The organism is Bilifractor sp. LCP21S3_A7, assembly GCF_052118825.1.
In the GTDB taxonomy this organism is placed as follows: domain Bacteria; phylum Bacillota; class Clostridia; order Lachnospirales; family Lachnospiraceae; genus Bilifractor.
On sequence record NZ_JBQKGL010000010.1, the window covers coordinates 30152 to 53262 of the forward strand.

The following is a 23111-nucleotide window of genomic DNA, read 5'->3' on the forward strand; positions in this document are numbered from 1 at the left end:
GAATGCCGCGTCCTGCATTACCATACGAATGCAAGAACCTCACCGCCGACCTTAAGCTTTCTGGCTTCCTTGTCGGTGATTACTCCCTGGTTGGTGGAAAGGATTGCAATACCCAGTCCGCCGAGAACCTTTGGAAGCTCATCCTTATTGACGTAAACACGAAGACCTGGTTTGGAGATTCTCTTCATACCAGTGATGATCTTCTCGTTTCTATCAGCACCGTATTTCAGTGTAATATGGATGTTTTTGAACGCACCCTCGTCAACAAGATCATATTTCTCGATATATCCTTCGTTAACAAGAATATCAGCGATGGAAATCTTCATTTTAGATGCAGGAACATCAACAGTATCATGTTTTGCTGCGTTTGCATTACGAATTCTCGTAAGCATATCTGCAATCGGATCGCTTATTGACATTTTACATTTCCTCCTTTCTTTACCAGCTTGCTTTCTTTACGCCCGGGATCTCTCCCTTATATGCTAACTCACGGAAACAGATACGGCAGATACCGTATTTTCTTAATACAGAGTGCGGACGTCCGCAGATTCTGCAGCGTGTGTATGCTCTTGTGGAGAATTTCGGTTTCCGTGCCTGCTTGATTTTCATTGACTTTTTAGCCATGAATTCGATTCCTCCTCAATTACTTTGCGAATGGCATGCCAAACTGTGCCAGTAACTCACGTGCTTCTTCATCTGTCTTTGCGGTAGTAACAAAGATGATGTCCATTCCTCTTACCTTGTCGATCTTGTCATAATCGATTTCGGGGAAGATCAGCTGCTCTTTGATTCCCAGAGCGTAGTTTCCTCTGCCGTCAAATGCATTCGGATTTACGCCGCGGAAGTCACGTACACGGGGAAGGGAGAGGTTGATCAGGCGATCAGCGAACTCATACATACGTTCTCCGCGAAGAGTAACCTTGCATCCGATCGGCATTCCCTCACGGATCTTGAAGTTTGCAACGGATTTTTTCGCTTTTGTAACAACGGGTTTCTGGCCGGAAATCTTCTCCAGATCGGATACGGCAGAGTCAAGGAGCTTAGCATTCTCCTTGGCCTCACCGACACCCATGTTGATTACGATTTTGGCGAGCTTCGGCACTTCCATGACGTTCTTGTAACCGAACTTCTTTGTCATGGCATCAACAATCGTATTACTGTATAACTCTTTATATCTGCTCATGTTTTATGCCTCCTCTCCTCAATCAATCACTTCGCCGGTCTTCTTGGCTACGCGTACTTTCTTGTCTCCGTCGAACTTATATCCGATACGTGTTGTCTTGCCGTCTTTCAGGTAAGCAACATTGGAAATATCGATCGGAGCCTCTTTGTTGATGATGCCGCCCTGCTGGTTTGCAGCATTCGGTTTTACACTCTTTGTGATCATGTTGATGCCTTCAACAAGCACGCGATGATTCTTTGCGTCAACAGAGAGAACTTTTCCTTCTTTGTCTTTATCTTTTCCGGCGATTACACGGACGGTATCGCCTTTTCTAATCTTAACTGACATCGACGTCCTCCTTATAATACTTCCGGAGCTAAGGAAACAATCTTCATAAACTGTTTATCACGAAGCTCTCTGGCAACCGGTCCGAAAATACGTGTACCTGTTGGAGTTTTGTCATCCTTGATAATTACTGCTGCGTTCTCATCGAACTTGATGTAGGAACCATCCTTGCGGTGTACGCCCTTTACGGTACGTACAACGACAGCCTTCACTACATCACCCTTTTTAACAACGCCGCCTGGTGTTGCATCTTTGACCGAAGCAACGATGATATCACCAATATTTGCATATCTTCTGGTAGAACCGCCCATAACACGGATGCAAAGGATCTCTTTGGCACCGGTATTATCAGCAACTCTTAATCTGGTTTCCTGCTGAACCATTCTGGTAAACCTCCTTTAGCAATCCTGATTATTTCGCTCTCTCAATAATTTCAACCAGTCTCCATCTCTTGTCCTTGGACAGCGGTCTGGTCTCCATTACACGCACGGTATCGCCGATTTTGCACTCGTTATTCTCATCGTGTGCTTTCAGCTTGTATGTCTTTTTTACAATCTTGTGGTAAAGCGGATGCTCAACGTGATCCTCGATTGCAACTGTGATGGTCTTGTCCATCTTATCGCTGACAACCTTGCCGACACGTGTTTTTCTTAAATTACGTTCTTCCACGATCTGTCTCCTTTCAATCGTTACGAATTTCTGACCTGAAAAAATCAGTCAGCTGACTTCGCATTCTGCGCGATGATAGTTGAAATTCTGGCAATGTTTCTGCGAACTTCGGTAATACGTGCGGTATTATCGAGCTGATTTGTAGCATTCTGGAATCTCAGGTTGAAAAGCTCTTTCTTTGCTGCAACAAGCTCGTCATTCAGCTCGGCTGCGGATTTTGTTCTTAAATCTTCTACGTACTTTTTACTCTTCACTTGTTTCACCGCCTTCTACTTTCTCACGGGCAACAATCTTGCAGGTGCAAGGTAATTTATGCATAGCAAGACGAAGCGCCTCACGAGCAGCTTCTTCCGGAACACCAGCAATCTCGAAGATAACGCGACCCGGCTTAACAACAGCTACCCAGTACTCTACAGAACCTTTTCCGGATCCCATTCGGGTTTCAGCAGGTTTTGCTGTGACTGGCTTATCCGGGAATACCTTGATCCAAACCTTACCGCCACGTTTTACGTATCTGGTCATAGCTACACGGGCAGCCTCAATCTGGTTTGACTTAATCCAGCAGGGCTCGGTAGCAACAAGTCCATACTCACCCTGTGTTACGGCATTGCCTCTCAGGGCTTTGCCTTTCATAGAACCACGGAACTGCTTTCTATGTTTTACTCTCTTTGGCATTAACATAATTATTTATCGCTCCCTTCCTTATGATTCTTGGTTGGAAGTACTTCACCGTTGTAGATCCATGCTTTTACGCCGACTTTTCCGTATGTGGTATCTGCCTCAGCAAAACCGTAATCAATGTCTGCGCGAAGGGTCTGAAGCGGGATCGTTCCATCACTGTAGAACTCTCTGCGGGCGATATCAGCGCCGCCGATACGTCCGGAGATGCTGGTTTTGATTCCCTTTGCTCCTGCGCGCATTGTTCTCTGCATAGCGGATTTCATCGCGCGTCTGTAGGACATACGGTTCTCAAGCTGAAGAGCGATGTTCTCAGCAACGAGCTGAGCGTCGCGGTCCGGTCTCTTTACCTCTTTGATATCAACGACAAGCTTCTTGTCTGTGAACTGCTTGAGCTCTTTCTTAACTTTCTCGATCTCAGCGCCGCCTTTTCCGATTACCACACCAGGCTTGGAAGTGTAAACGGTGATTTTAACGCGGTCAGATGCTCTTTCAATCTCGATCTTGGATACACCGGAGGTGTACAGTCTCTTCTTCAGGTATGTGCGGATCTTGTAATCCTCTGCCAGGTTGTCTGCAAAATCAGCTTCTGCATACCACTTGGAATTCCAGTCTCTAATAATTCCGACTCTTAATCCGTTTGGATTTACTTTCTGTCCCATGCTTTCCTCCTCTTATCGCTCATCAAGGATAACAGAGATATGGCTTGTACGTTTTTCAATTCTGTACGCACGTCCCTGTGCTCTTGGCTGAATTCTCTTCATCGTCGGTGCCTTGTTTGCATAGCACTCAGCTACATAAAGATTTGTTCTGGAAAGACCGTTGTTGTTCTCTGCGTTTGCGACAGCGGATTCCAGCAGTTTCTTGATAACAGAGGAAGCATATCTCGGGCTGTAAGTCAGAATGCCAAGAGCGGTCTCGACATCCTTGCCGCGGATTGCGTCCAGTACGAAGCAGGCCTTCTGAACAGACATTCTTGCGTAAGAAAGCTTTGCGGACGGTCTGGTTTCTTTATTTTCATTTCTTTCACGTTTAATCTGGCTTCTATGTCCCTTTGCCATTTCAAATAACCTCCTTTCGATCTACAATTACGCGCCGGTTCTCTTCTCGGTCTTCTCATGTCCTCTGTAGGTTCTGGTTGCTACGAACTCTCCGAGCTTGTGGCCTACCATATCCTCGGTGATGTATACCGGAACATGCTTTCTTCCGTCGTGAACCGCAATTGTAAGTCCAACGAAGTTAGGGAATATTGTAGAGCGACGAGACCATGTTTTAATGACTGTTTTGTCGCCGGACTCGACAGCCTTATTAACGGCTTTCAGTAAGCTCTCATCAGCAAACGGGCCTTTTTTTAATGAACGAGCCATCGTTTATCCTCCTTAATTATAACGTCTTACCGTTTCTTCTGCGAACGATCAGTTTGTTAGATGCTTTGTTTTTCTTTCTGGTCTTAAGACCCATAGCAGGCTTACCCCAAGGTGTGCAGGGACCCGGACGTCCGACCGGAGCCTTACCTTCACCACCACCATGCGGATGGTCGTTCGGGTTCATGACAGATCCACGAACATGAGGACGAATGCCCATATGGCGGGATCTTCCGGCTTTACCGATATTTACCAGGTTGTGGTCACCGTTTCCGATGATACCGATTGTTGCACGGCACTCAAGGGATACCATACGCATCTCACCTGACGGAAGTCGAAGGGTAGCATAGCCGCCTTCCTTTGCCATCAGCTGCGCTCCTACTCCGGCAGAGCGAACAAGCTGTCCGCCTTTACCTTTGTGCAGCTCAACGTTATGTACCATAGTACCAACCGGGATGTCCTTCAGCGGCAGGCAGTTTCCGGGACGAACTTCAGCGTTGCTTCCGTTCATGACCTTCATGCCGACCTTAAGGCCTTCCGGTGCGAGGATATATGCTTTTTCACCGTCTGCATAGCAGATCAGAGCGATGTTTGCGGTACGGTTCGGATCGTACTCGATCGCTTTTACAACTGCGGGAACATCATCCTTGAATCTCTTGAAATCAATGATTCTGTATTTTCTTCTGTTTCCGCCGCCGTGATGTCTTACGGTGATTTTTCCCTGATTGTTACGGCCAGAAGTCTTCTTCAGTGATACGGTAAGGGATTTCTCCGGGACGGTCTTTGTGATCTCCGCGAAATCCGATCCGGTCATATGTCTTCTGGAAGGTGTATATGGGTTATAAGATTTGATTCCCATTACAGTATCTCCTTTCGATGTTTGTTATCGCGCGTCGCCGCGCATAAACTGTATATTTACAGGCCCTCGAAGATCTCTATTTCCTTGCTGTCTTCGGTGAGTGTCACAACGGCCTTCTTGGTAGCAGCTGTCTTGCCGACATTCGCGCCGCGGCGTTTTGTCTTGCCCGCGTAGTTAACGGTGTTGACCTTCGCAACCTTAACTCCGTCGAACATTTTCTCAACAGCTTCCTTAACCTGAGATTTTGTAGCGTCCGGATGAACAAGGAAGGAATATCTCTTGTCACTCATCTGGCTCATGCTCTTCTCGGTGATTACCGGACGGATGATAACGTCATAGTACTGAACGGATGCCATTATGCGTACACCTCCTCAATTGCTGCTACACTGCTCTTTGTAGCAATTACGGTGTTGTATTTCAGAAGATCGAATACGTTGATGGTCTCAGGTGAAGCAGTAGCAACGCCCGCAATGTTTCTTGCGGAGATAACTGCGTTATCACTGTCATTTCCGACAATGATGAGTGCCTTCTCAACCTTGAGAGCATCCAGAACCTTTTTCATATCCTTGGTTTTCGGAGCATCAAACTTCAGCTCATCCAGAACCAGGAACTTGTTCTCATGAACCTTATCGGTAAGAACGGACTTAAGAGCCGCTCTCTTCTCCTTCTTGTTCATCTTGAAGGAATAATCGCGCGGAACCGGGGCGAAAACCATACCGCCGCCCGTCCACTGCGGAGCTCTAGTGGATCCCTGTCTTGCGTGACCGGTTCCCTTCTGCCTCCATGGCTTTGCGCCGCCGCCGCTTACCTCTGAGCGGGTCTTTGCCTTCTGCGTTCCCTGACGGTTGTTCGCAAGGTACTGAACAACTGCCTGATGAACAAGATTTTCTTTTATTTCAACGCCGAATACGGCATCGGAAAGCTCAAGTGTTCCCACTTCGCTGCCTTCCATATTGTAAACAGATACGTTTGCCATCTGTAAGTTCCTCCTTTCTCGTTAGAGATTACTGAACTGTCTTAACAGACTCTTTGATTGTTACAAGAGACTTCTTCGGTCCCGGAACAGAGCCCTTGATAAGAAGCAGATTGTTTTCAGCATCTACCTTTACGACTTCCAGATTCTGAACGGTAACCTTTACATGTCCCATATGTCCGGGCATGTGTTTTCCCTTGAATACCTTTGACGGATCAGAACAGGAACCGTTGGAACCTGCATGACGATGATATTTGGAACCATGAGCCATGGGTCCTCTGGACTGTCCATGTCTTCTGATGGCACCCTGGAATCCTTTACCTTTGCTGATTGCGGACGCATCAATGTGGTCTCCCGCAGCAAAGATATCGGCTTTGATTTCCTGCTTTACTTCGTAGTCTTCCGCGTTGTCAAAACGGAACTCCTGAAGATATCTCTTTACCGGAGTCTCAGCCTTGTCAAACAGACCTTTTTTCGGCTTGTTGACGAGTTTCTCGCGGATATCGCCGAATCCTACCTGTACGGCACTGTAGCCGTCGTTCTCCTGGGTCTTTACCTGTGTGACAACACAGGGGCCTGCCTGAAGAACAGTTACCGGAATAGCCAGACCATTCTCATCGAAGATCTGAGTCATTCCAACTTTTGTAGCTAAAATAGCTTTCTTCATGATAAACCTCATTTCTACAGCGGAGCCTGATTCCTGTTCAAGCTCATGTCAGCCTACAGCGGAGCATCCTGTATGGGGAAGCTCATTATAGAGTTACGTGGTGTTACTTTGTCTTCATCTTAATATCGATGTAGACTCCAGCCGGCATTTCAAGGCGAGACAGCGCATCGACTGTCTTCTGTGTCGGTGTTATGATATCAATCAGTCTCTTGTGGGTTCTCTGCTCAAACTGCTCACGGGAGTCTTTGTACTTATGTACGGCTCTCAGGATGGTTACTACTTCCTTCTTGGTTGGAAGCGGAACCGGTCCGCTGACAACTGCTCCGGTTTTCTTCACAGTGTCGATGATTTTTGCGGCAGATGCATCAACCAACTGATGATCATACGCTTTCAGGGTGATTCTCATTACTTGACTTGCCATAAAAAAAGTCGCCTCCTTATCGTACTTTTGATAGCACGGCGGTGGTGACTGTACACATTTCCGGGTGTGTCCTTAAACTGGCATCCGGCGTTTCCGCTCTATGGCGGACTTTTCGATTGTACAGTGACGTTTCGCCTGTATCATGACTAGACATTCGCTCCGCATAAGTTACCAGCCGGGAATGCTGCAATCTTATGTTTCATCGCTTTTATGTCACAACAATGATGATTATACGAGCATGTAAGAAAAAATGCAAGAACTTTCTTCGGAAATTTTGTATAAATCTACCTGTCGGTAACCTGAGCCGGACAAAAGTGTACAGTGTGGATAAGAAGCTGTGTGCAGTCTGTATCAGGAAGCTGTGTAATGCTTTTTATAGAAGGGAATATCTCGGCACTACCCGTTCGGATAAAGAGACGGATAAAGAAACGAGATAAAACACGCTGCGCGAGTTTTATCTTGCTATCGCGACGCTCGCCGCACACGAATACTTCGCATTCGGCTGCGGCTCACTGTTCGCGTAAAAAAACCGTCTTACGGTGATTCTGTTATAAAATCACCGTAAGACGGAACAAATTCATCTCGGTTCTTACAGACAATCGGAGTAATCAACAAGTGTCACCCCGGTGATCTCATCATCCCTTACCTTGGGGTCAAGGCCATCGCTGTATGCCTTGGAGAGAAGCTCATCTGCTGTGTGGACAGGCATTGCAAGCTCGATTTCTCCCGTCGGCGCTGTTCCTGTGGCATCGGAATCCGAAGCGGTTTCCTCAGCCGGAATATTGATTCTGGATGTTTCCGCTGTGTGATTCAAGGGCTGGCTTTCCAGCGCAGCTTCCAGTGCCGCCTGAACATCCGGGAGGGAATCCGTTCCAAGATCCTTCTCCTCCGGTACTGCGCGGGGAATGTCGTAGGAGGGCTCTGCGTCAGAACCGGAGATTTCAGTCATCCCATTTGCGTTGTCGAAAGCGGAGGATAAAGGCTGTTCCTTTGCCGGGTCATTTTTTGCCTGTTGTTTTTTCATCTGCGCAGCCTGACGATGCGCCGCATTTCTATTTAACTCCTCAGATACATCGGATTCTGCGTCCCGTTTCTTCTTACGTGCTGCAAGCGTGCGGTAGAATTCGTCTTCCTCCGGATCCTGTTCTTCCTCCTCTTCCTCCATTTCTTCTCCCCTCCGAATGATCTCGGCTGAGATGAAAAGGAATATGACAAGCGCAAGAACAAGTGCAAGAGCAATGATTCCACCCAGTGACTGTGTGGCGATCATCAGAAATCCAATAAGCGGAACGGTAAACATTACCTTGAGATATTTCGCGGAGACCTGAAAGGTCTGCTCATTTGTGCCGTCGCTCACAAGAACCGTCCCGTCTGAAGAACTGTACTTCTCAACCGTATAGATATTCAGCGAGTCCGTGCCGATTCCCAGAATTTTCTCGCCGGCTGAAATGGAGGAGGAATCGAGTTCCTTCGAGTAAACAGCACTTCCAACAGGAATATTTCCTGTCGTCTGCTGCTGCACAACTCGCATGTCATATCCGGCAAACGGCGGAATGATAAGAGCCGCTCCGGATGCTATAAACAGCGCAAGAATAATTCCCACAATGATCTTAAGTGTTTTTGACATATTGTACTCCCCTTGTAACATGCATACAAAACATGCTTTTTCTGCCACGTAACGGGATGAAAGGTTGATAATCCCGTACATACAGCGTAATTATAACCCAACAGAATTTTGAATGCAAGAAATTGTATATTATATAGAAGAAATGCCGGACAGGTCATTGAAGTTCGTGCAGCATCTGTGCTATGCTCATACGTATAAAGCTGCAGGTGCGCGCGGTATAAAGCCATTCCGATCAACCCTTTTTTGTCATGATCTTTATGTGGCAGCAGTTTCGCGCGGCTTGAAGCCGTTTTTTCAAATATGATGAAGATGTAAATGGCGCTATAAAAATGCATGCAGGATTGCCGCGCGGTAGGCTTGCGAAACAGACTGCGTGCGTCTTCACCGATTCCGGAGGTTACAAATGAATCCGTTGGTAAAAACAATTGAAGATTTATCACTGAACGCCTGGCCGTCCCATCAGATTGAGATCTATGACGGCTGGCTTCTGCGATTTTCCTATTTTTATACACACAGAACAAATTGCGTGGAACAGATCGGCGTATCGGAAATTCCGCTGGAAGAGAAACTCCGATATACCGAAAGTGTTTACCGGAAGTGGGGGACTCCCTGTATCTTCAAGATTTCACCGCTCCTTGATGCCTCATTCGACACATTTCTGGAACATAACGGCTATGTGAGGGAACATGTAAACTATAATATGGTGATGGATTTTCCGGACCGGATGAATCTGAAGCCGGGCATTCGGACAGATGTATCACGCTTTATTCCTTCATCCTGGATAGAAGGGCTCTTTGCCCTGAAGGGAACGACAAACGTCATGCATCGGCAGGTCGTTCCCTCCATGTACCGCGCAATCCCGAAGGAGACGGTATGCGTTTCGATTCATGACGGTGAATCTATCATCGGAACGGGGCTTGGGATTTTGGACAGAGACTATATCGGTGTCTACGCCATTCATGTCCGCCAGGATTTTCGAAGAAGGGGACTTGCACGCGCCATTGTGAGCACGATTCTGATGAACGGGAAGAAAATGGGCGCATCTCACGCATATCTTCAGGTGGTGGAAGGCAACACGGCAGCAATTCGTCTGTATGAGTCGCTTGGTTTCCGTTATCTCTATACAGATTCGTTTCGCGTGAAAAAGCTGTGCTGACCCTTGGCCGATCAGCAGGATTCTTCAGTGGATTCCGGTCCGCCGATAAAATCATTGATTTGCGCGACCATAAGATCTACCTGATCCGCGGTGATTCCGTGAACACGGCAGGCCTGTTCCAGGGTCTCATTGACAGCGGCACCGCAAAAGAGACAGCTCATACCGTGTCCGGCAAGAATGTTGCTGATCATCGGATCTACATTCAGGATTTCGGTAACAGTCATATTCTTATTTATCTTCATTTCTGTCCTCCACAGCCTATACGGCTTATGATCATGTGTCAAGCCAGCTGCTTTATAACTCTCGCAGCTTTTGAACCGCTAATGTTCTCCTGGTCCACTGGCGGGAAGACTCCCCCGAGGGCGAGGAACGTGCGGCTGGCCTTATACAGAAAAACGCCGACGCAGCAGCGCCGGCGTTTTTCGTCATGTGTTATCCGGATTATTCAGCTTCGCTGATCGCTCCGGTCGGGCATGCAGCTTCGCAGGCACCGCAGTCAACGCAGGTATCTGCATCGATTACATAATGCTCATCGCCCTGAGAAATTGCTCCAACCGGGCACTCACCCTCACATGTTCCGCAGGATACACAATCATCAGAAATAACACGTGCCATCTTAAAAATCCTCCTTAAATGAAAACTTTAATATCAAATAGAGAACTCGGCGGAACCCATCATCCGCCTTGTCAAGTAGTATTCTATACTATCTTCTCATTTAAGACAAGTACAAAATCAAGAACATCCGATGACCCATCTGACACATATGCTCACACTCTGATGAGCCTGACTGTCCAAATCATGCGTATAAATTTAACCTTTGCGCGGCAGCGATCAGTTTCCATATTGGTCCCGCGGCGCCGCATTTTCGAACTTTGTGAAATCCGGAAGCCAGACCAGATTGATTGTTCCGATCGGGCCGTTTCGCTGCTTTGCGATGATTATTTCGCAGATGCCCTTGTTCTCTGAATCCTTATGATAGTAGTCATCCCGGTAAAGGAACATGACGACGTCGGCGTCCTGCTCAATTGCTCCGGATTCCCGGAGGTCCGACAGCATGGGCCGATGATCCGGCCGGCTCTCAACGGCACGGCTGAGCTGGGAAAGAGCAACGACCGGTACATTTAGTTCACGGGCAAGAGCCTTCAATGACCGGGAAATATCGGAAATTTCCTGCTGGCGGGAATCGGATTTTCTGACACCGCTTCCGCTCATAAGCTGCAGGTAATCGATCATTACTATATCGAGCCCGTGCTCCAGCTTATATTTTCTGCATTTGGTGCGAAGCTCGCGGACAGTAATACCGGGCGTGTCATCGATGATGAGATTCGACTTGCCGATGACATTCGCGCTCTCGATCAGCTTTTTCCACTCATCGTCCTTCAGATTTCCGTTCCGGATGTTCTGTGATCCGACATGCGATTCCATCGACAGAAGACGGTTCACAAGCTGTTCCTTTGACATCTCGAGAGAAAAAATCGCGACGTGCTTGTCATGACGGAAGGCCATGTACTCTGCAATATTCAGTACAAAGGCTGTTTTTCCCATGGAAGGCCGGGCAGCCACAAGGATAAGATCTGAGTTCTGGAGACCGGAGGTCTTGTAGTCCAGATCGGTAAATCCGGTCGCGAGACCGGTGACATTTCCTGTCGTCCGGGAGGCCTTCTCTATTGTATTCAGGGCGTTCAGCACGACCTGCTTGATGGGCACAAAATCCGACGCGGTTTTCTGCTGAAACAGCTGAAACATCTTCTTCTCGGACTCATCCAGAAGCTGTTCTATGGGAAGATCGTCCTGATAACAGCTGTTTTCTACTTCCTCTGAAGCCCGGATCAGCCGCCGCAGGAGTGCCTTCTCGGCTACGATTCCCGCGTAGTGCCGGATATTGGCGGACGTCGGGACCGCCTTCAGGAGATCTCTCACATATTCCATATCTGAGATCTCCGGTGGAACCTTTTTCTCCCGCAGGCGGTTCTGCAGGGTGACAACATCAACGGCGACGCCCTCGTTATTCAGTTCTACCATTGTGTCAAAAATAATACCGTACTGCTGCTGGTAAAAATCGGCACCGGTCAGTGTCTCCGATGCCGCGGCGATCGCTTCCCGGCTCATGAGCATGGAGCCGATGACCGATTGTTCCGCCTCCTCGCTGTGCGGCAGTATTCTTTTAATTACGGATTCATCCATAAATCGTCACCCATTCTGTTTCAAATCACATATCAGGGAAGAATGATTACTTTTCTTCTGTCACATTGACGGCAAGCTTTGCGATTACCTGCGGATGGAGGCGGACATCAACCTTAGTGGTCCCAAGCTCTTTCAGCGGTCCGTCCATGGAGATTTTCTTCTTGTCAATCTCATATCCCAACTGGTCTTTTGCGGCGTCCGCGATTTCCTTGGCGGAGATGGAGCCGAAAACCCGTCCGCCTTCTCCGGTGCGGATTTTCAGGGAAATGGATTTCTTTTCGATCTGTTCCTTCAGCTCTTTGGCGGCCTCCAGAGCCTCCGCGGCGAGCTTTTCCGCGTGTTTGTTCTGCAGCTTCAGGGTGTTGAGATTGGCGGGTGTCGCCTCAACGCCCTTCTTCTTCGGAAGCAGCATGTTGCGTGCATATCCGTCGCTTACATTCACAAGGTCGCCCTTTTTTCCAAGAGATTTTACGTCTTCAAGCAAAATAACTTTCATCAGATTTCTCCTCCGTCAAGCATGTTGTCCAGAACATTCTTCAGTCTTGTCTTCGCCTCATCAACAGTCACCCTCGGCATCTGGGCTCCGGCCATGTTCAGATGGCCGCCCCCGCCGAGTCGTTCCATGATGATCTGGACGTTGACTTCGTCGATCGCTCTGGCACTGATATAGACAATATTTTTGTAACTTGTGAGGACAAACGAGGCCCTCACGTTTTTGATATTCAGCAGCTGGTTTGCGGCCTGAGAACCGACGATCGTCGGACTCTCAACATTTTCACTCGGGCATTCCGCGATTACGAAATGCTCTCGGTAAATCTCTGCGTTGCTGAAAGTCTCTCCCTTTGCGCGGTAATCACCGAGGTCCTCGCGGAACATCTTCCTTACGCGGGTGACATCAGCGCCGCTTCGGCGCAGATAGGCGGCGGCCTCAAAGGTCCGCACGCCGGTCTTCGACATAAAGTTGTCGGTATCCACCATAATTCCGGCATAAAGAGAATCCGCCTCGATATTCTTCAGCTTTACGCCTTCCGCAAAATACTGAAGAATCTCGGCGACCATTTCACAGGTCGAGGATGCATACGGTTCTATATAAGAAAGGACCGCATTTCGGATATAATTGTTCCCCTGACGATGATGATCGAGCACGACAATGGTCTTTGTCTGGTGAAGCAGCTCTTCGCATTCGGTGTAATCCGGCTTATTGGTATCCACCACGACGAGAAGGGTATTTTCGTCGACCATTTCCTTTGCGTCATGAATATTCAGGAGCATTTTCGGATCATAATCCGGATTGTCCTCGAATTCCTGAATAAAGGGGCTTGTGGAAGAAGTGGGACTGTCGATGACCACATAGGCCTTCTTGTTCAAGGTGCGGCAGGCGCGGTAGATACCGATCGAGGCGCCAAAGGAATCGATGTCCAGCAGCTTGTGGCCCATAACGACGACCTTTTCCTTGCTCTCGATAAATTCCTGGAGCGCGTGCGCCTTTACTCGGGCTTTCACGCGTGTGCTCTTCTCTACTGCCTGCGACTTTCCGCCGAAATAGGTAATGCTGTCACCGTCCTTCAGCACGACCTGGTCTCCTCCTCTTCCGAGGGCGAGATCAATCGCCATCCTGGCGCAGTCAGCGTTCCGGTTGTAGGAACCGTTATTGGCGCCGATGCCGATGCTGAGGGTTACGGCCATGTCATTTCCGATATTTACGGTCTTCACATCTTCAAGGATGTTGAATTTCATGGACTTGAGTTCATTGAGTGTGCTGCTTCGCATCAGGACGATATATTTGTCCTTTTCGTATTTCTTTACAATTCCGTCGAGGTCCTGAAAATACTTGTTAATTTTCCGGTCAATCAGAGCTGTCAGAAGGGAATGGCGGACCTCCTCGACACTTTCGAGCGCCTCGTCGTAGTTGTCCAGATAGATCATGCCGCAGACCATCGTCTCATCTTCGTATTTCTGGATATACTCGTTCAGCTCCGTATCATCGTACAGAAGAAATGCGTAAATATAGCTGCTTTTTTCCCTGGTCTTCCTGTCAATGAGACCGGAATCGTCGATTAGTGAATCGAGTACAACGCTTTTGATCTGGATTCGATAGTCACGTTTATTGTAAATAATCTCATAATCAGCTTCCTGATCTCTCGCCGGAAACTTGTCCGGGGAAAGGCCGTTGAAGATGCTGGCAATGGATTTGCAGAAATTCTTCCGGCTCTTACCGGTCAGATCCGCAAAGGCGTCGTTGAACCACAGCAGCCTTCCGTGGTCATCGGTGATGGCATAGGGAAGAGAGAGATCCATCATCAGCTGGCGCTGGATCTGTCCGTACTGGGTGGCAAAGGTGACAAGTTCATTTGTGATCCCTGAACGCTGCCTCGCGTACACAACAGCGACAAAAACCACATAAATTGCGAGCCCGGCACTTGCCAGAAGACCGGCGTTCACATTGATGAAATAGATGGCAATGTTGAAGACGACCAGAAGAATCAGCAACACCTGAGGGAAAAACAGAAATCTTCTCAGCTGACCGGTCATTTTTACTCTGCTCATATTTGATCCTCTTTACACACAGGGGCGGCCAGTGAAGAAGTTCAAAGGCCGCCCTTCCGGAATGCTGGTTTGTAACGATGTCCGATTACTTGAACGGAAGCTCCTCGTCAATTCCGTCCGGAATATTCATGAATCCGTCACCGGGCGCTTCGCTTCCCGCGTCTGAGCCGGCCTGCGGAGCAGCAGGAGCCGCAGATCTGCTGTACTGCTGAGAAGCAGCTGCCGCATTCTGCTGGCTTGCCGCTTTGCTCTCGGCAAATTCCTGCTCTTCCACGACGACGTCTGTCGTATAAACCTTGGTACCGTCCTGTCTTGTGTAGCTTCCGGTCTGAATCCGTCCGGTGATGGCGATCTTGATTCCCTGATGGAGATACTTCTCCGCGAATTCCGCCTGGCGGCCGAAGGCAACACAGCCGATAAAGTCGGCAGTCTGCTCGCTCCCCTCTCTGCGGAAACGCCGGTCTACCGCCAGCGTATATCTCGCGATCGCCTGCGAGTTCTCGCCCTGTGAATAACGGATATCGGGATCTCTTGTTAATCTTCCCATTAAAATGACTTTGTTCATCGCTTTACCTCGTATTTTGGTATTTTGAAAAAATGTGTTTGTACTGTTCGTGATGTCCCGTCTCCGGGGCATGACCCTGTACTGCGGCAGCATTTCCCGCGAAGGGGAACAGCCTATATGCCCGTCATCGCCGGCAACAGATGAGGAGCATGGCCGGAAGCCTATAATATTTCGACATGCCTATTTTAGCATATCTGCCAATTAAAGGGAACACCGGATTCTCTCACGGTTTCCGATACCTGTACAGCGGAGATACTTCCGCTTCATCACAGGGATCAGAATGACGCCGGAATTGGAATTCCGACGACATCACCGCCTGTGCCGGACAGCAGGGGCGCTTATGTATCGGGATCTCTGAGACCGCGTGTATTTTTCTCTACCATCTTTCGGGGAACCATAATCTGATGCCCGCAGCCCAGGCATTTCAGCCGGAAATCTGCGCCGACCCTGAGAATCTCCCACTCTTCGGAACCGCAGGGATGTTTTTTTCTGAGTCTGACAATCTGCCCGACCTTATATTCCATAACGAAAACCTCCTGTGTCATGGCCTTCTGTGATCTGTTATGATCTGCTGCGATCTGTGTCTGCAATGCGCTGCGCCTGAACAACAAAACGATGTCCACTGTCTGTCGTGCAGGTGGAAAGGGTTAGAATTTTGCTTTCTGTTGTAAAGGAAAACTCACCGGTATCGATATCTGATGATGATTTCATTTTATTACACCAGTCCGTGAAGGTGTCATCCGTTCCCATGAAAAGTGTATATGTCTCATCCGAGATTGCAGCATTTTTCATGCTGAAGATACGGTAACAGTAATTTCCGTTTGGAGTCAGCATCCAGATATAGGGATCCTCTGCATATTTTTCCTCCAGATGGGAAAGTGTTCCAAACATGGACCCGTTTTTCATGTTGTGGCCGTAGATGATGGTATTCGGATCGTTGAAATCTGTGCTGTTCTGATACTCTTCAAAGATGGAACCCGCAAAATTGTCATTCTTTTCAAAGGTCCGGTGCAGATAGAAATCGTTATCTGTGTAATGCGTTACCGGATAGCTCAGTTTGAGCGCACCGATGTAGATCCAGCCTACAATGTCCTGGTTAATGGATTTCAGAGAATTCCAGTCGACAGAGATCGGTGCCTTGAGCGTTTCCTCTTCCGGGTCGCCGGAGACAGAGACTGCGCTCAAACTTTTCGCAACTGTGGAAGCCGAAGACCCGGAGACGCTTTCCCCGCCGTCTCCGCCGGAATCCTGCTGTGCGGTGGTGTATTGCCGCAGCTGGTTGTATTCCTCCTCTCCCTCACGGTACGCCATGGCTGTTTTTATGATCTGATAAAGGGAAAATGCCATGACTGCAAGACAGAGAACAATGCCGAAAATCAGCACCTTGTCGCTTATTTTTTTCTTTTTCTTATCAGGCTGTATCTGTGCCATTTCTGATTCTCCGTATCCTTATTATTCGAACTGCCGGCTGCATCCGGCAATGCGCGCGTATGATCTTGTGAGATCACCTGCAAAAAGCCTGGACCTTGGCGTCCGGCAATGCGCGCGTATGATCTTGTGATGCCGCTGCCGGCTTCGCCTGCCGCAGATGATCATCGTATGCGAGAATGCTCTCAGCGGCGGTTTTTCAGGTAGATGATGCGAAGGCCCTTCAGAAGCAGGTATTTGTCCAGAATGATCTTCTGCCTGCAGTAAGGAATGATAGCCTCGGAGAGGCTTCCGGTCGCGATTACAGACGGCCTCTCTCCCAGTTCTTCTGCAATGCGGTCAATGATCCCGTCCAACATCGCTGCGGTACCGAAAATGATGCCGCTTCTCATGCAATCAACGGTATTTGTGCCGATCAGATGTTCCGGATGCTCCGTCAGATCAATCTGCGGCAGCTGGCTTGTTCTTTCGGTCAGCGCGTCCAGACTGATCAGGGTGCCCGGCATGATCATGCCTCCGATGTAATTGCCGTCGCGGCTGATGACAGAGAAAGTGCTCGCCGTTCCCATGTCAAAAATAACAATCGGAGCCGGATACAGATTTATGGCAGCGACGCCCTCTGCGACCCTGTCACTGCCGAGCTGCGCGGGGTTGTCGATACGGATTTTCAGGCCATTTTTCAGGCCGGGTCCGACGATCCTGCATTTTCTTCCGGTAATTGCGAGAACTGCGTCGTATAGTTTTTTCTTGAGGGACGGGACGACGGTAGAGATGATTCCGCCTTCTACATCGCCGGTAGAAATGCTGTGGATGTGCAGAAGCTCCCGAAAGAAAACCGCGTACTCATCACTCGTCTTGTAGCGGTCGGCTCTGAGCTGGCTGGCGAAGCAGACCGTTTCCTCATCCATTACGCTGAAGACAATATTGGTATTTCCTGCGTCAATTGCAATAAACATCTGTGTCCTCTCTATCTGTTGTTTCAGTATGTCTCTGTCTGATACGGATCCGGGACTCGGACGGAAGAGATCACGGACGAATAGTTTCCCCATAGTTCCGGGCATTCTGACAGGTCAGGTAGATGATCTGATAATTTTCGGCAATCCTTGTCAGAAAATCCCGGGCGCCGATCAGTTTCTGGTCGTCCAGGTTGACAAAGGGATCATCGAAGAGCAGGAACGGCTTCTCGTTCCTGTACATGATATCGATCATTGCCATTCTTCGGCAGAGTCCGATCAGGTCCTGATAGCCTTCGCTCAGATAACCGACATCCCTCGAGGCACCTGCCTCCCGTACCCGGATGTTCAGGTCCGCATCGAGGGTGTATTCCTTTCCGTCGCCCGGTGAAAGAAGCTGATAGTATTTCATGTATTCTTTACGGACCGGCTCCATGAATTTCGCGGAGAAACGGGCTCTGGCCTCTTCAAGGTACCGGCGGGTTGCCATGAGAACCTGATAACGGTGCTCAAGCTTTTTCAGCTTTTGTTCGCCGAGGTCATGTGCATTTTCTGCGTCCGCGATTTCCTCGAGCCGGCCGTTGATTCGTTCGGAATCTCTCTGACAGGACTGGATTTTCGATTCCAGATCTGAGATCCTTTCGTGGATTTCCTCCTGACGGGCAGAAATGGCTTCCAGCGTCTGTCCCTGCCTTCCGGAAGTATAGCTTGCGCCTGTTCCGGAGGTTCCCGCCAGAATCTGTCCCATGTTGTGACGATCCTCGAACTGTTCGCGCGCTGTCTTACGGTTCTGATAGATTTCCTCAAGAGAGGAAAGCCGTCTCAGCTGATCCCGAATGCGACTGAGCTGCTTCGCCATATCGCGTTCCGGCAGATAGCCGATGCTCCGCAGATATTCCCGAAGATCATTTTCCTTCCGGCTTCTGCGGTCGTCCGCGAGCCGCTGTTTTTCCCTGCGGTCGAGGAATTCACGGTATCGCCTGACATCATACTTCAGTTCCTGAAGCGACTGGCTCATGTCGGTGCCCTCATCGAGAGCGGGATAAAAGGCGGTCAGGAACCGGTACAGCTGATCTTCCATCTCTTTGATGTTCCGGTTTTCCTCGCCGGACCGGAACCTCTCGTCCCGGCGCTCAAGTTCCTGATACTCTCTCACCTTTCCGCGAAGGTCATAAAGCGTCTGATAGGTGTCTTCAGGCGGCACATCGATGCCGATTCGGTCGAAAACAGCCCGGATCGTCTGTTCGATCTCGTCGATTTCTGCTTCATCTGCCCGGATTTCATAGGAAAGCTGTCGAAGCTCTTCCTCTGATGATTCCGGAAGAGAATTGTGTTGCGCACCGGAAGATACGGACGGGGAAGCAGAAGATGTAGTGTCATCGGAATCTGTGGCTGTCTGTCGGGCAGGACGTCTTTTGGATCTCCCGCCTCTGCCGTTTACGAATTCCAGCCCGGAGCCGATGAGCAGACTGAGAATTCCGGCGCCCATCAGCGCGACAACAGGGATTCCGAAGCCTCCGGAAGGACTGCTGCTGATGAAAAATCCCGCAGCAATCATCGCGATACCGCAGAAAATCAGAAAGATACCGGCAAAGGAATGCGCAGGCCGTCGCGGCGATTCTTCTCCGGAGTCACGGTCCAGCATATTTTTCAGAAGACGCGCGTTTGCTTTTTTCTGCGGCAGCGCGCTCACAATGGCATTTCTCCGGTTCCAGCTCCGGATTGCCTCCGAGAGCTCATCACTTTCCGGAAGGTAACTTGAGAAAAAGTCCGCGTCCTCCTGACGTTTTTTCTCCTCTTCCGGGGAGAGACGGCTTCTGGACGCGCGATGAACAGCGATCTGAAGATTGCGGTTCAGCTCCTCCGCACGGGCAATCGCGGATTCCCCGGGAACCTCATTCCGGAAGGTGGAACGCAGATGGATATATTCCTGCTGCTGCTCCGGGGAAAGATCATCGTTTGGATCCGAAGCTGTAACACGGTCCAGCGAACTGGCAGTCTCCAGCCACTCATCAACATCCGCAGGATCCGGAACCTCATCCGGAAACTGATTCCGCATGTCATCGCGATCCTTCAGTGCTGCAGCCTCCTCACGCCGGAAATTTTCATAGATTTCTCTTCTGACGCCCAGATCCTTATCACGGCTCAGCGCACGCTGATCATTCTGCAGCTGCTCCAGCTGAGAGAGGAGATCCCGCTTCTCTTCCTGAAGAGAAGCGATCCGGAGATTATTCTGGTGATAAGCGGCTTCTTCTCCGGATTTTCCGGAAATTGTGGCGGAAAGCTCCGCCAGATGAGTCTTCAGCTGATGAATTTCACCCGTTTTTCTGGAGGGAGTCAGCCGGTCGGTCTCTGTCTTAAGGCGTTTCTGCACTTCATCGTACATGCTCATATCGGCCTGCTCTCCGGTCAGATCTCCGATTTTCGCATGAATGCCGGCGGTTACATCTGTGTGAACGGACTGCTGTCCGATAAAGATCGTTCGTTCAAAGGATGGCCTGTCAAGAGAAAAAATATCCTCGCCGGGAACGGCAGAGAAGTCGCGGCAGACAAGGCCTGTGTCTGCATCGAACTGTGCCAGAGCGTCTTCTTTTCCGTCCCTCGGACCGAAGGTCCGCTCCAGACGGTATTTCCGGTCGCGCCAGATGAACGTGATGCTTCCTCCGTACACACCGTTCTGCCACGGAGCAAATCGCCTTCTTTCGTTCTCCAGGTCATTTTTCTTGCGCTCGTTTGCAAATCCATAGAACATGACCAGCAGAAAATGCGCAAAAGTGCTTTTCCCCCAGCCGTTTTCCCGGAGAATCGGATTGAGCCCGTCGTGAAATTCAAGGTCAAGATTATTGAGGCGGCCGAAATTTTCAATGTGGCAGCTGATTAATTTCATAGATCTGTATCCTCCCCCGCAAGCGCAAGGATTCCGCAGCGGATGATTTCTGCCTTTCTCTCCTCCGGGAGGTCCGGGTCCTCTTCTACGGTCCGCACGAATTCTCCCTTCAGTGAAGCGTCGAGCGCATAGGCGTTATAGTCCACCGCGGGTCTGGTCTGGTCCTCCAGGCGGAAGACAAAAAATCTGGCGTTAAAATAATTCTGAATTTGTACCAGATTTTTCTCACCGCTCACATCGGGAGTTCCGGTCAATATTGCCTTCACCAGATCCCCTGCCGGAAAATCAAGCTGCCGCTCTATCTTCGAGATGATCGCCGGCGTGCTGGCGCAGTCTGTAATGTCTACGGGTTCCTCATGAAAATGACGCTGGGGCACCGGCACAAAGCTTCCATTCAGGACAAATCCGCTCCCGGAAGGTTTGCGGCTGTTCGGTTCCGGAACCTCCTGTTGCCGTGAATCGCTCCTGTCCTCAATTTCAAGAAGAACATAGCCGTGTTCCCCGCACTCATCGAAGCCTCTTCCCTCAAGGCAGCCGGGGTAGCACCATGCGCCGCCGGGAGGAAGGACATCCTGATGATACCGGTGAACATGCCCAAGAGCCAGATAATCGATATTTCTGTTTGCGTATTGATGCAGGCCAATGATTTCCGGTCTGCCCTTAACGGGATAATCTGCCACCTGACCGTGCAGCATGACAATATTGAAATCTTTCGGAGAAAGACGAAGGCCTGCCGCCGCGACCGGCGCATTTGCCTCATTCAGTTCCAGCCCGCTGATCGTTATTCTTCCCCCGGCAGGATCATCCTCCCCGGCCGGCTCCGCATGGGGCCTTCCGGCGCGATCCACACGGATGGTATAGGTTTTCCATCCCGGTCCGAACGTAAGCAGATTGTCCGGCCGGCGCGAAAGCCTGTTGAGAAAGCCGTCGCGCTCATGGTTCCCCGTGAGATAGAAAAAAAGGATTCCCGGGTGCGTGAGGATTGTCTCGAATACCGTGTTTCTCGCGTTCGCGGAAATTCGCTCGGAGTCAAACAGATCTCCACTGATCAGGATGGCCTTCACAGAGCTTTCGCTTGCGCTCCGGACCATGTTCATAAACGTCTTCAGCAGATCCGCTCTTCTCTCCCGCGCCTCTGACGCGCTTAAAATAGAGGTCATTCTGGAATCAAGATGCAGATCCGCACAATGTATGATCTTCAATACTTTTCATCTCCTGTGATTATCCATGGACGCAGCCGTCTGGCATAAAGAAATGCCGAATAAGTGTGTTTCTTTTCTGTCAAATGCTGACACCGGAAAAGGGTGCGTCAGGAACGTCAGACTGTCCGCTGATGACGGAGGATATCCTTTCATTCATCGGTCTGTCAGGGTGATGAGACGGATGAAGCCGAGTCAGACGTGTCAGAGAGCGGCTCCGGATACCAGCTCATCTGATTGTCGGTATCTGTAAACAGTACGGTGACATCCAGGCTGTTTTTGCGGATCAGCTCTTCTGCCCGATCCCGGCCGAGCAGGATGCAGATGGTGGAAAGAGCGTCCCCGAGTACATCATCGGTTCCGATGATCGTGGCCTGGTTCAGGCCGGTATCTGCCGGATACCCGGTTTTCGGATCCAGAATGTGATGATAGAGCCTGCCGTTCTTCCGGAAATATCTCTCATACACGCCGGAGGATATCACACTGTCATTTGTGGCATTAATGGTGGTCAGAACACTTCCCCGGTCAGCGAACGGCTTCTGGATTCCGACGACAAACGGGCTGCCATCCGGCTTTTCGCCAAGGACGCTCACGTTGCCGCCCAGATTGATCAGAGCGGAGGTACAGCCGTTATTCTTCAGATAGTTCTTTAATTTCAGTGAGATGTACCCTTTGGCGATTCCGCCGAGGTCGATCTGCGTATCCGGAGAATCAAAGGTTACCGTATTGCCATCGATGTGAACCTTTCGATAGTCCACAAACTCAAGAGCCTTCTGGATATCTGCGTCGTCCGGAACCTCCGGATCATCGGTGTCTCCCTCAAAATCCCACAGTTCTTTTACCGGATAGATCGTGATGTCAAACGCGCCGTCGGACATCTCACCGTACTGGAGCCCTCTGCGGATGCATTCCGCAAGGTCGTCCGAGACCTCAACGGTGGTGGCAGAGCGGTGGTTCAGCTTGTACAGCTCACTGGTCTCCTTCTGTGCGGAAAGGGTATTCTCCATCTCTTCACAGATAGAAAAGCAGCCCTTCAGAAGCTTTTCAGCCTGTTTCCCGTATACCCGGATGTCAATTACCGTGTCAAAGTATGTCCCGGCATCCTCAGCCATCTCCGCATCCGCGGAAGTTCCCTGGGCCGCTGAAGCTCCGGAGGGTATGCCGCATCCGGCGGATAAGCTGCCCAGAATGAGGGCGGCGCAGAGGACACAGGGGACGATCCGGGGATATAGCCGCCGACGTCGTTTCGCATGCGCGGTATATGACTGAATGCTCTGAAATTTTCTCATAATCGGTTTCTCCGTTGCTTTCATCTTCTGTCCGAATCGGAAGTCCGCGCGAACAGCGAGTTGCCGGTATCCGTGGAACTGATAAAAATGTTCCATCGAAGGCCCGCGCAAACAGCGGGCTGCTTTTTCATAAGTTCA

General features: G+C 49.8%; 30 protein-coding genes. 1 reads left to right on the forward strand and 29 read right to left on the reverse strand.

The features are described 5' to 3' along the window. Positions 1-17 precede the first annotated feature (17 nt). From rpsH to ACTQ1O_RS10130, 17 genes are all read right to left on the reverse strand, one after another. Positions 18-419 (reverse strand): 30S ribosomal protein S8, encoded by a 402-nt coding sequence (rpsH, locus tag ACTQ1O_RS10050; protein WP_441475455.1) that lies wholly within the window; start codon positions 417-419, stop codon positions 18-20. Between the two features lie 19 nt (positions 420-438). Beyond that, the gene (locus ACTQ1O_RS10055; protein ID WP_441099042.1) at positions 439-624 is read right to left on the reverse strand and encodes a type Z 30S ribosomal protein S14; all 186 of its coding nucleotides are present in this window, start codon (positions 622-624) and stop codon (positions 439-441) included. A 19-nt stretch (positions 625-643) separates the two neighbouring features. After that, positions 644-1183 carry a 50S ribosomal protein L5 gene (rplE, locus tag ACTQ1O_RS10060; RefSeq protein WP_441099043.1) on the reverse strand — a complete coding sequence of 180 codons (540 nt, stop codon included), beginning with the start codon at positions 1181-1183 and terminating at the stop codon, positions 644-646. Between the two features lie 18 nt (positions 1184-1201). Beyond that, entirely contained in the window at positions 1202-1510 is a 309-nt protein-coding gene (gene rplX, locus ACTQ1O_RS10065; protein WP_441099044.1) for a 50S ribosomal protein L24, read from the reverse strand. 11 nt (positions 1511-1521) lie between these two features. Then, a complete protein-coding gene (rplN, locus tag ACTQ1O_RS10070; protein WP_441475456.1) occupies positions 1522-1890 on the reverse strand; it encodes a 50S ribosomal protein L14 in 369 nt (122 codons plus the stop codon). Positions 1891-1918: 28 nt separating this feature from the next. Next, positions 1919-2176, reverse strand: coding sequence for a 30S ribosomal protein S17 (gene rpsQ, locus ACTQ1O_RS10075; RefSeq protein ID WP_441099046.1), 258 nt, complete (start codon positions 2174-2176; stop codon positions 1919-1921). A gap of 44 nt (positions 2177-2220) precedes the next feature. Then, positions 2221-2430, reverse strand: coding sequence for a 50S ribosomal protein L29 (gene rpmC / locus ACTQ1O_RS10080; RefSeq protein WP_441099047.1), 210 nt, complete (start codon positions 2428-2430; stop codon positions 2221-2223). Further along, positions 2420-2857 carry a 50S ribosomal protein L16 gene (gene rplP / locus ACTQ1O_RS10085; protein ID WP_441099048.1) on the reverse strand — a complete coding sequence of 146 codons (438 nt, stop codon included), beginning with the start codon at positions 2855-2857 and terminating at the stop codon, positions 2420-2422. The genes rpmC and rplP overlap by 11 nt, the downstream gene beginning before the upstream one ends. 2 nt (positions 2858-2859) lie before the next feature. Further along, positions 2860-3516 (reverse strand): 30S ribosomal protein S3, encoded by a 657-nt coding sequence (gene rpsC / locus ACTQ1O_RS10090; RefSeq protein ID WP_441099049.1) that lies wholly within the window; start codon positions 3514-3516, stop codon positions 2860-2862. A 12-nt stretch (positions 3517-3528) separates the two neighbouring features. Then, complete coding sequence (gene rplV / locus ACTQ1O_RS10095; RefSeq protein WP_441099050.1) at positions 3529-3915, reverse strand: 50S ribosomal protein L22; 387 nt, start codon at positions 3913-3915, stop codon at positions 3529-3531. A 27-nt stretch (positions 3916-3942) separates the two neighbouring features. Next, positions 3943-4221, reverse strand: a complete 279-nt coding sequence (gene rpsS / locus ACTQ1O_RS10100) for a 30S ribosomal protein S19 (protein WP_441099051.1) — start codon at positions 4219-4221, stop codon at positions 3943-3945. A 16-nt stretch (positions 4222-4237) separates the two neighbouring features. Next, entirely contained in the window at positions 4238-5077 is an 840-nt protein-coding gene (rplB, locus tag ACTQ1O_RS10105; RefSeq protein WP_441099052.1) for a 50S ribosomal protein L2, read from the reverse strand. Between the two features lie 56 nt (positions 5078-5133). Continuing rightward, positions 5134-5433 carry a 50S ribosomal protein L23 gene (rplW, locus tag ACTQ1O_RS10110; RefSeq protein WP_441099053.1) on the reverse strand — a complete coding sequence of 100 codons (300 nt, stop codon included), beginning with the start codon at positions 5431-5433 and terminating at the stop codon, positions 5134-5136. After that, positions 5433-6053 carry a 50S ribosomal protein L4 gene (gene rplD / locus ACTQ1O_RS10115; protein ID WP_441487140.1) on the reverse strand — a complete coding sequence of 207 codons (621 nt, stop codon included), beginning with the start codon at positions 6051-6053 and terminating at the stop codon, positions 5433-5435. The genes rplW and rplD overlap by 1 nt, the downstream gene beginning before the upstream one ends. Positions 6054-6081: 28 nt before the next feature. Next, on the reverse strand, positions 6082-6717 hold the full coding sequence (rplC, locus tag ACTQ1O_RS10120) for a 50S ribosomal protein L3 (RefSeq protein WP_441487141.1): 636 nt from the start codon (positions 6715-6717) through the stop codon (positions 6082-6084). 103 nt (positions 6718-6820) lie between these two features. Next, positions 6821-7138, reverse strand: coding sequence for a 30S ribosomal protein S10 (gene rpsJ, locus ACTQ1O_RS10125; RefSeq protein WP_441099056.1), 318 nt, complete (start codon positions 7136-7138; stop codon positions 6821-6823). Between the two features lie 589 nt (positions 7139-7727). Next, positions 7728-8765, reverse strand: coding sequence for a hypothetical protein (locus tag ACTQ1O_RS10130; protein ID WP_441487142.1), 1038 nt, complete (start codon positions 8763-8765; stop codon positions 7728-7730). Positions 8766-9168: 403 nt separating this feature from the next. Between ACTQ1O_RS10130 and ACTQ1O_RS10135 the strand changes: the two genes are divergently transcribed. Continuing rightward, positions 9169-9921: a GNAT family N-acetyltransferase gene (locus ACTQ1O_RS10135; protein WP_441487143.1), complete on the forward strand. Its 753-nt coding sequence runs from the start codon at positions 9169-9171 to the stop codon at positions 9919-9921. Positions 9922-9932: 11 nt separating this feature from the next. Here ACTQ1O_RS10135 and ACTQ1O_RS10140 read toward each other — a convergent pair whose 3' ends face one another. The 12 genes from ACTQ1O_RS10140 to ACTQ1O_RS10195 form a co-directional block, all read right to left on the reverse strand. Continuing rightward, positions 9933-10163: a DUF1858 domain-containing protein gene (locus tag ACTQ1O_RS10140; protein WP_441487144.1), complete on the reverse strand. Its 231-nt coding sequence runs from the start codon at positions 10161-10163 to the stop codon at positions 9933-9935. Positions 10164-10362: 199 nt separating this feature from the next. Next, a complete protein-coding gene (locus tag ACTQ1O_RS10145) occupies positions 10363-10536 on the reverse strand; it encodes a DUF362 domain-containing protein (protein WP_441099060.1) in 174 nt (57 codons plus the stop codon). 216 nt (positions 10537-10752) lie between these two features. Next, on the reverse strand, positions 10753-12105 hold the full coding sequence (gene dnaB / locus ACTQ1O_RS10150; protein ID WP_441099061.1) for a replicative DNA helicase: 1353 nt from the start codon (positions 12103-12105) through the stop codon (positions 10753-10755). A 46-nt stretch (positions 12106-12151) separates the two neighbouring features. Further along, on the reverse strand, positions 12152-12601 hold the full coding sequence (gene rplI, locus ACTQ1O_RS10155) for a 50S ribosomal protein L9 (protein ID WP_441099062.1): 450 nt from the start codon (positions 12599-12601) through the stop codon (positions 12152-12154). Next, positions 12601-14652, reverse strand: coding sequence for a DHH family phosphoesterase (locus ACTQ1O_RS10160; RefSeq protein WP_441487145.1), 2052 nt, complete (start codon positions 14650-14652; stop codon positions 12601-12603). The genes rplI and ACTQ1O_RS10160 overlap by 1 nt, the downstream gene beginning before the upstream one ends. A gap of 85 nt (positions 14653-14737) precedes the next feature. Then, complete coding sequence (locus tag ACTQ1O_RS10165) at positions 14738-15217, reverse strand: single-stranded DNA-binding protein (protein ID WP_441487146.1); 480 nt, start codon at positions 15215-15217, stop codon at positions 14738-14740. A 338-nt stretch (positions 15218-15555) separates the two neighbouring features. Next, complete coding sequence (locus ACTQ1O_RS10170) at positions 15556-15741, reverse strand: DUF951 domain-containing protein (RefSeq protein ID WP_441475464.1); 186 nt, start codon at positions 15739-15741, stop codon at positions 15556-15558. A 37-nt stretch (positions 15742-15778) separates the two neighbouring features. Further along, positions 15779-16648 (reverse strand): class B sortase, encoded by an 870-nt coding sequence (locus tag ACTQ1O_RS10175; RefSeq protein ID WP_441487147.1) that lies wholly within the window; start codon positions 16646-16648, stop codon positions 15779-15781. 182 nt (positions 16649-16830) lie between these two features. After that, positions 16831-17601, reverse strand: a complete 771-nt coding sequence (locus ACTQ1O_RS10180; RefSeq protein ID WP_441487148.1) for a type III pantothenate kinase — start codon at positions 17599-17601, stop codon at positions 16831-16833. A gap of 70 nt (positions 17602-17671) precedes the next feature. Continuing rightward, positions 17672-20485 carry an AAA family ATPase gene (locus tag ACTQ1O_RS10185; protein ID WP_441487149.1) on the reverse strand — a complete coding sequence of 938 codons (2814 nt, stop codon included), beginning with the start codon at positions 20483-20485 and terminating at the stop codon, positions 17672-17674. Then, a complete protein-coding gene (locus ACTQ1O_RS10190; protein WP_441487150.1) occupies positions 20482-21687 on the reverse strand; it encodes a metallophosphoesterase family protein in 1206 nt (401 codons plus the stop codon). The genes ACTQ1O_RS10185 and ACTQ1O_RS10190 overlap by 4 nt, the downstream gene beginning before the upstream one ends. Positions 21688-21851: 164 nt before the next feature. Continuing rightward, complete coding sequence (locus ACTQ1O_RS10195) at positions 21852-22973, reverse strand: FAD:protein FMN transferase (protein WP_441487151.1); 1122 nt, start codon at positions 22971-22973, stop codon at positions 21852-21854. Positions 22974-23111: the final 138 nt, after the last annotated feature.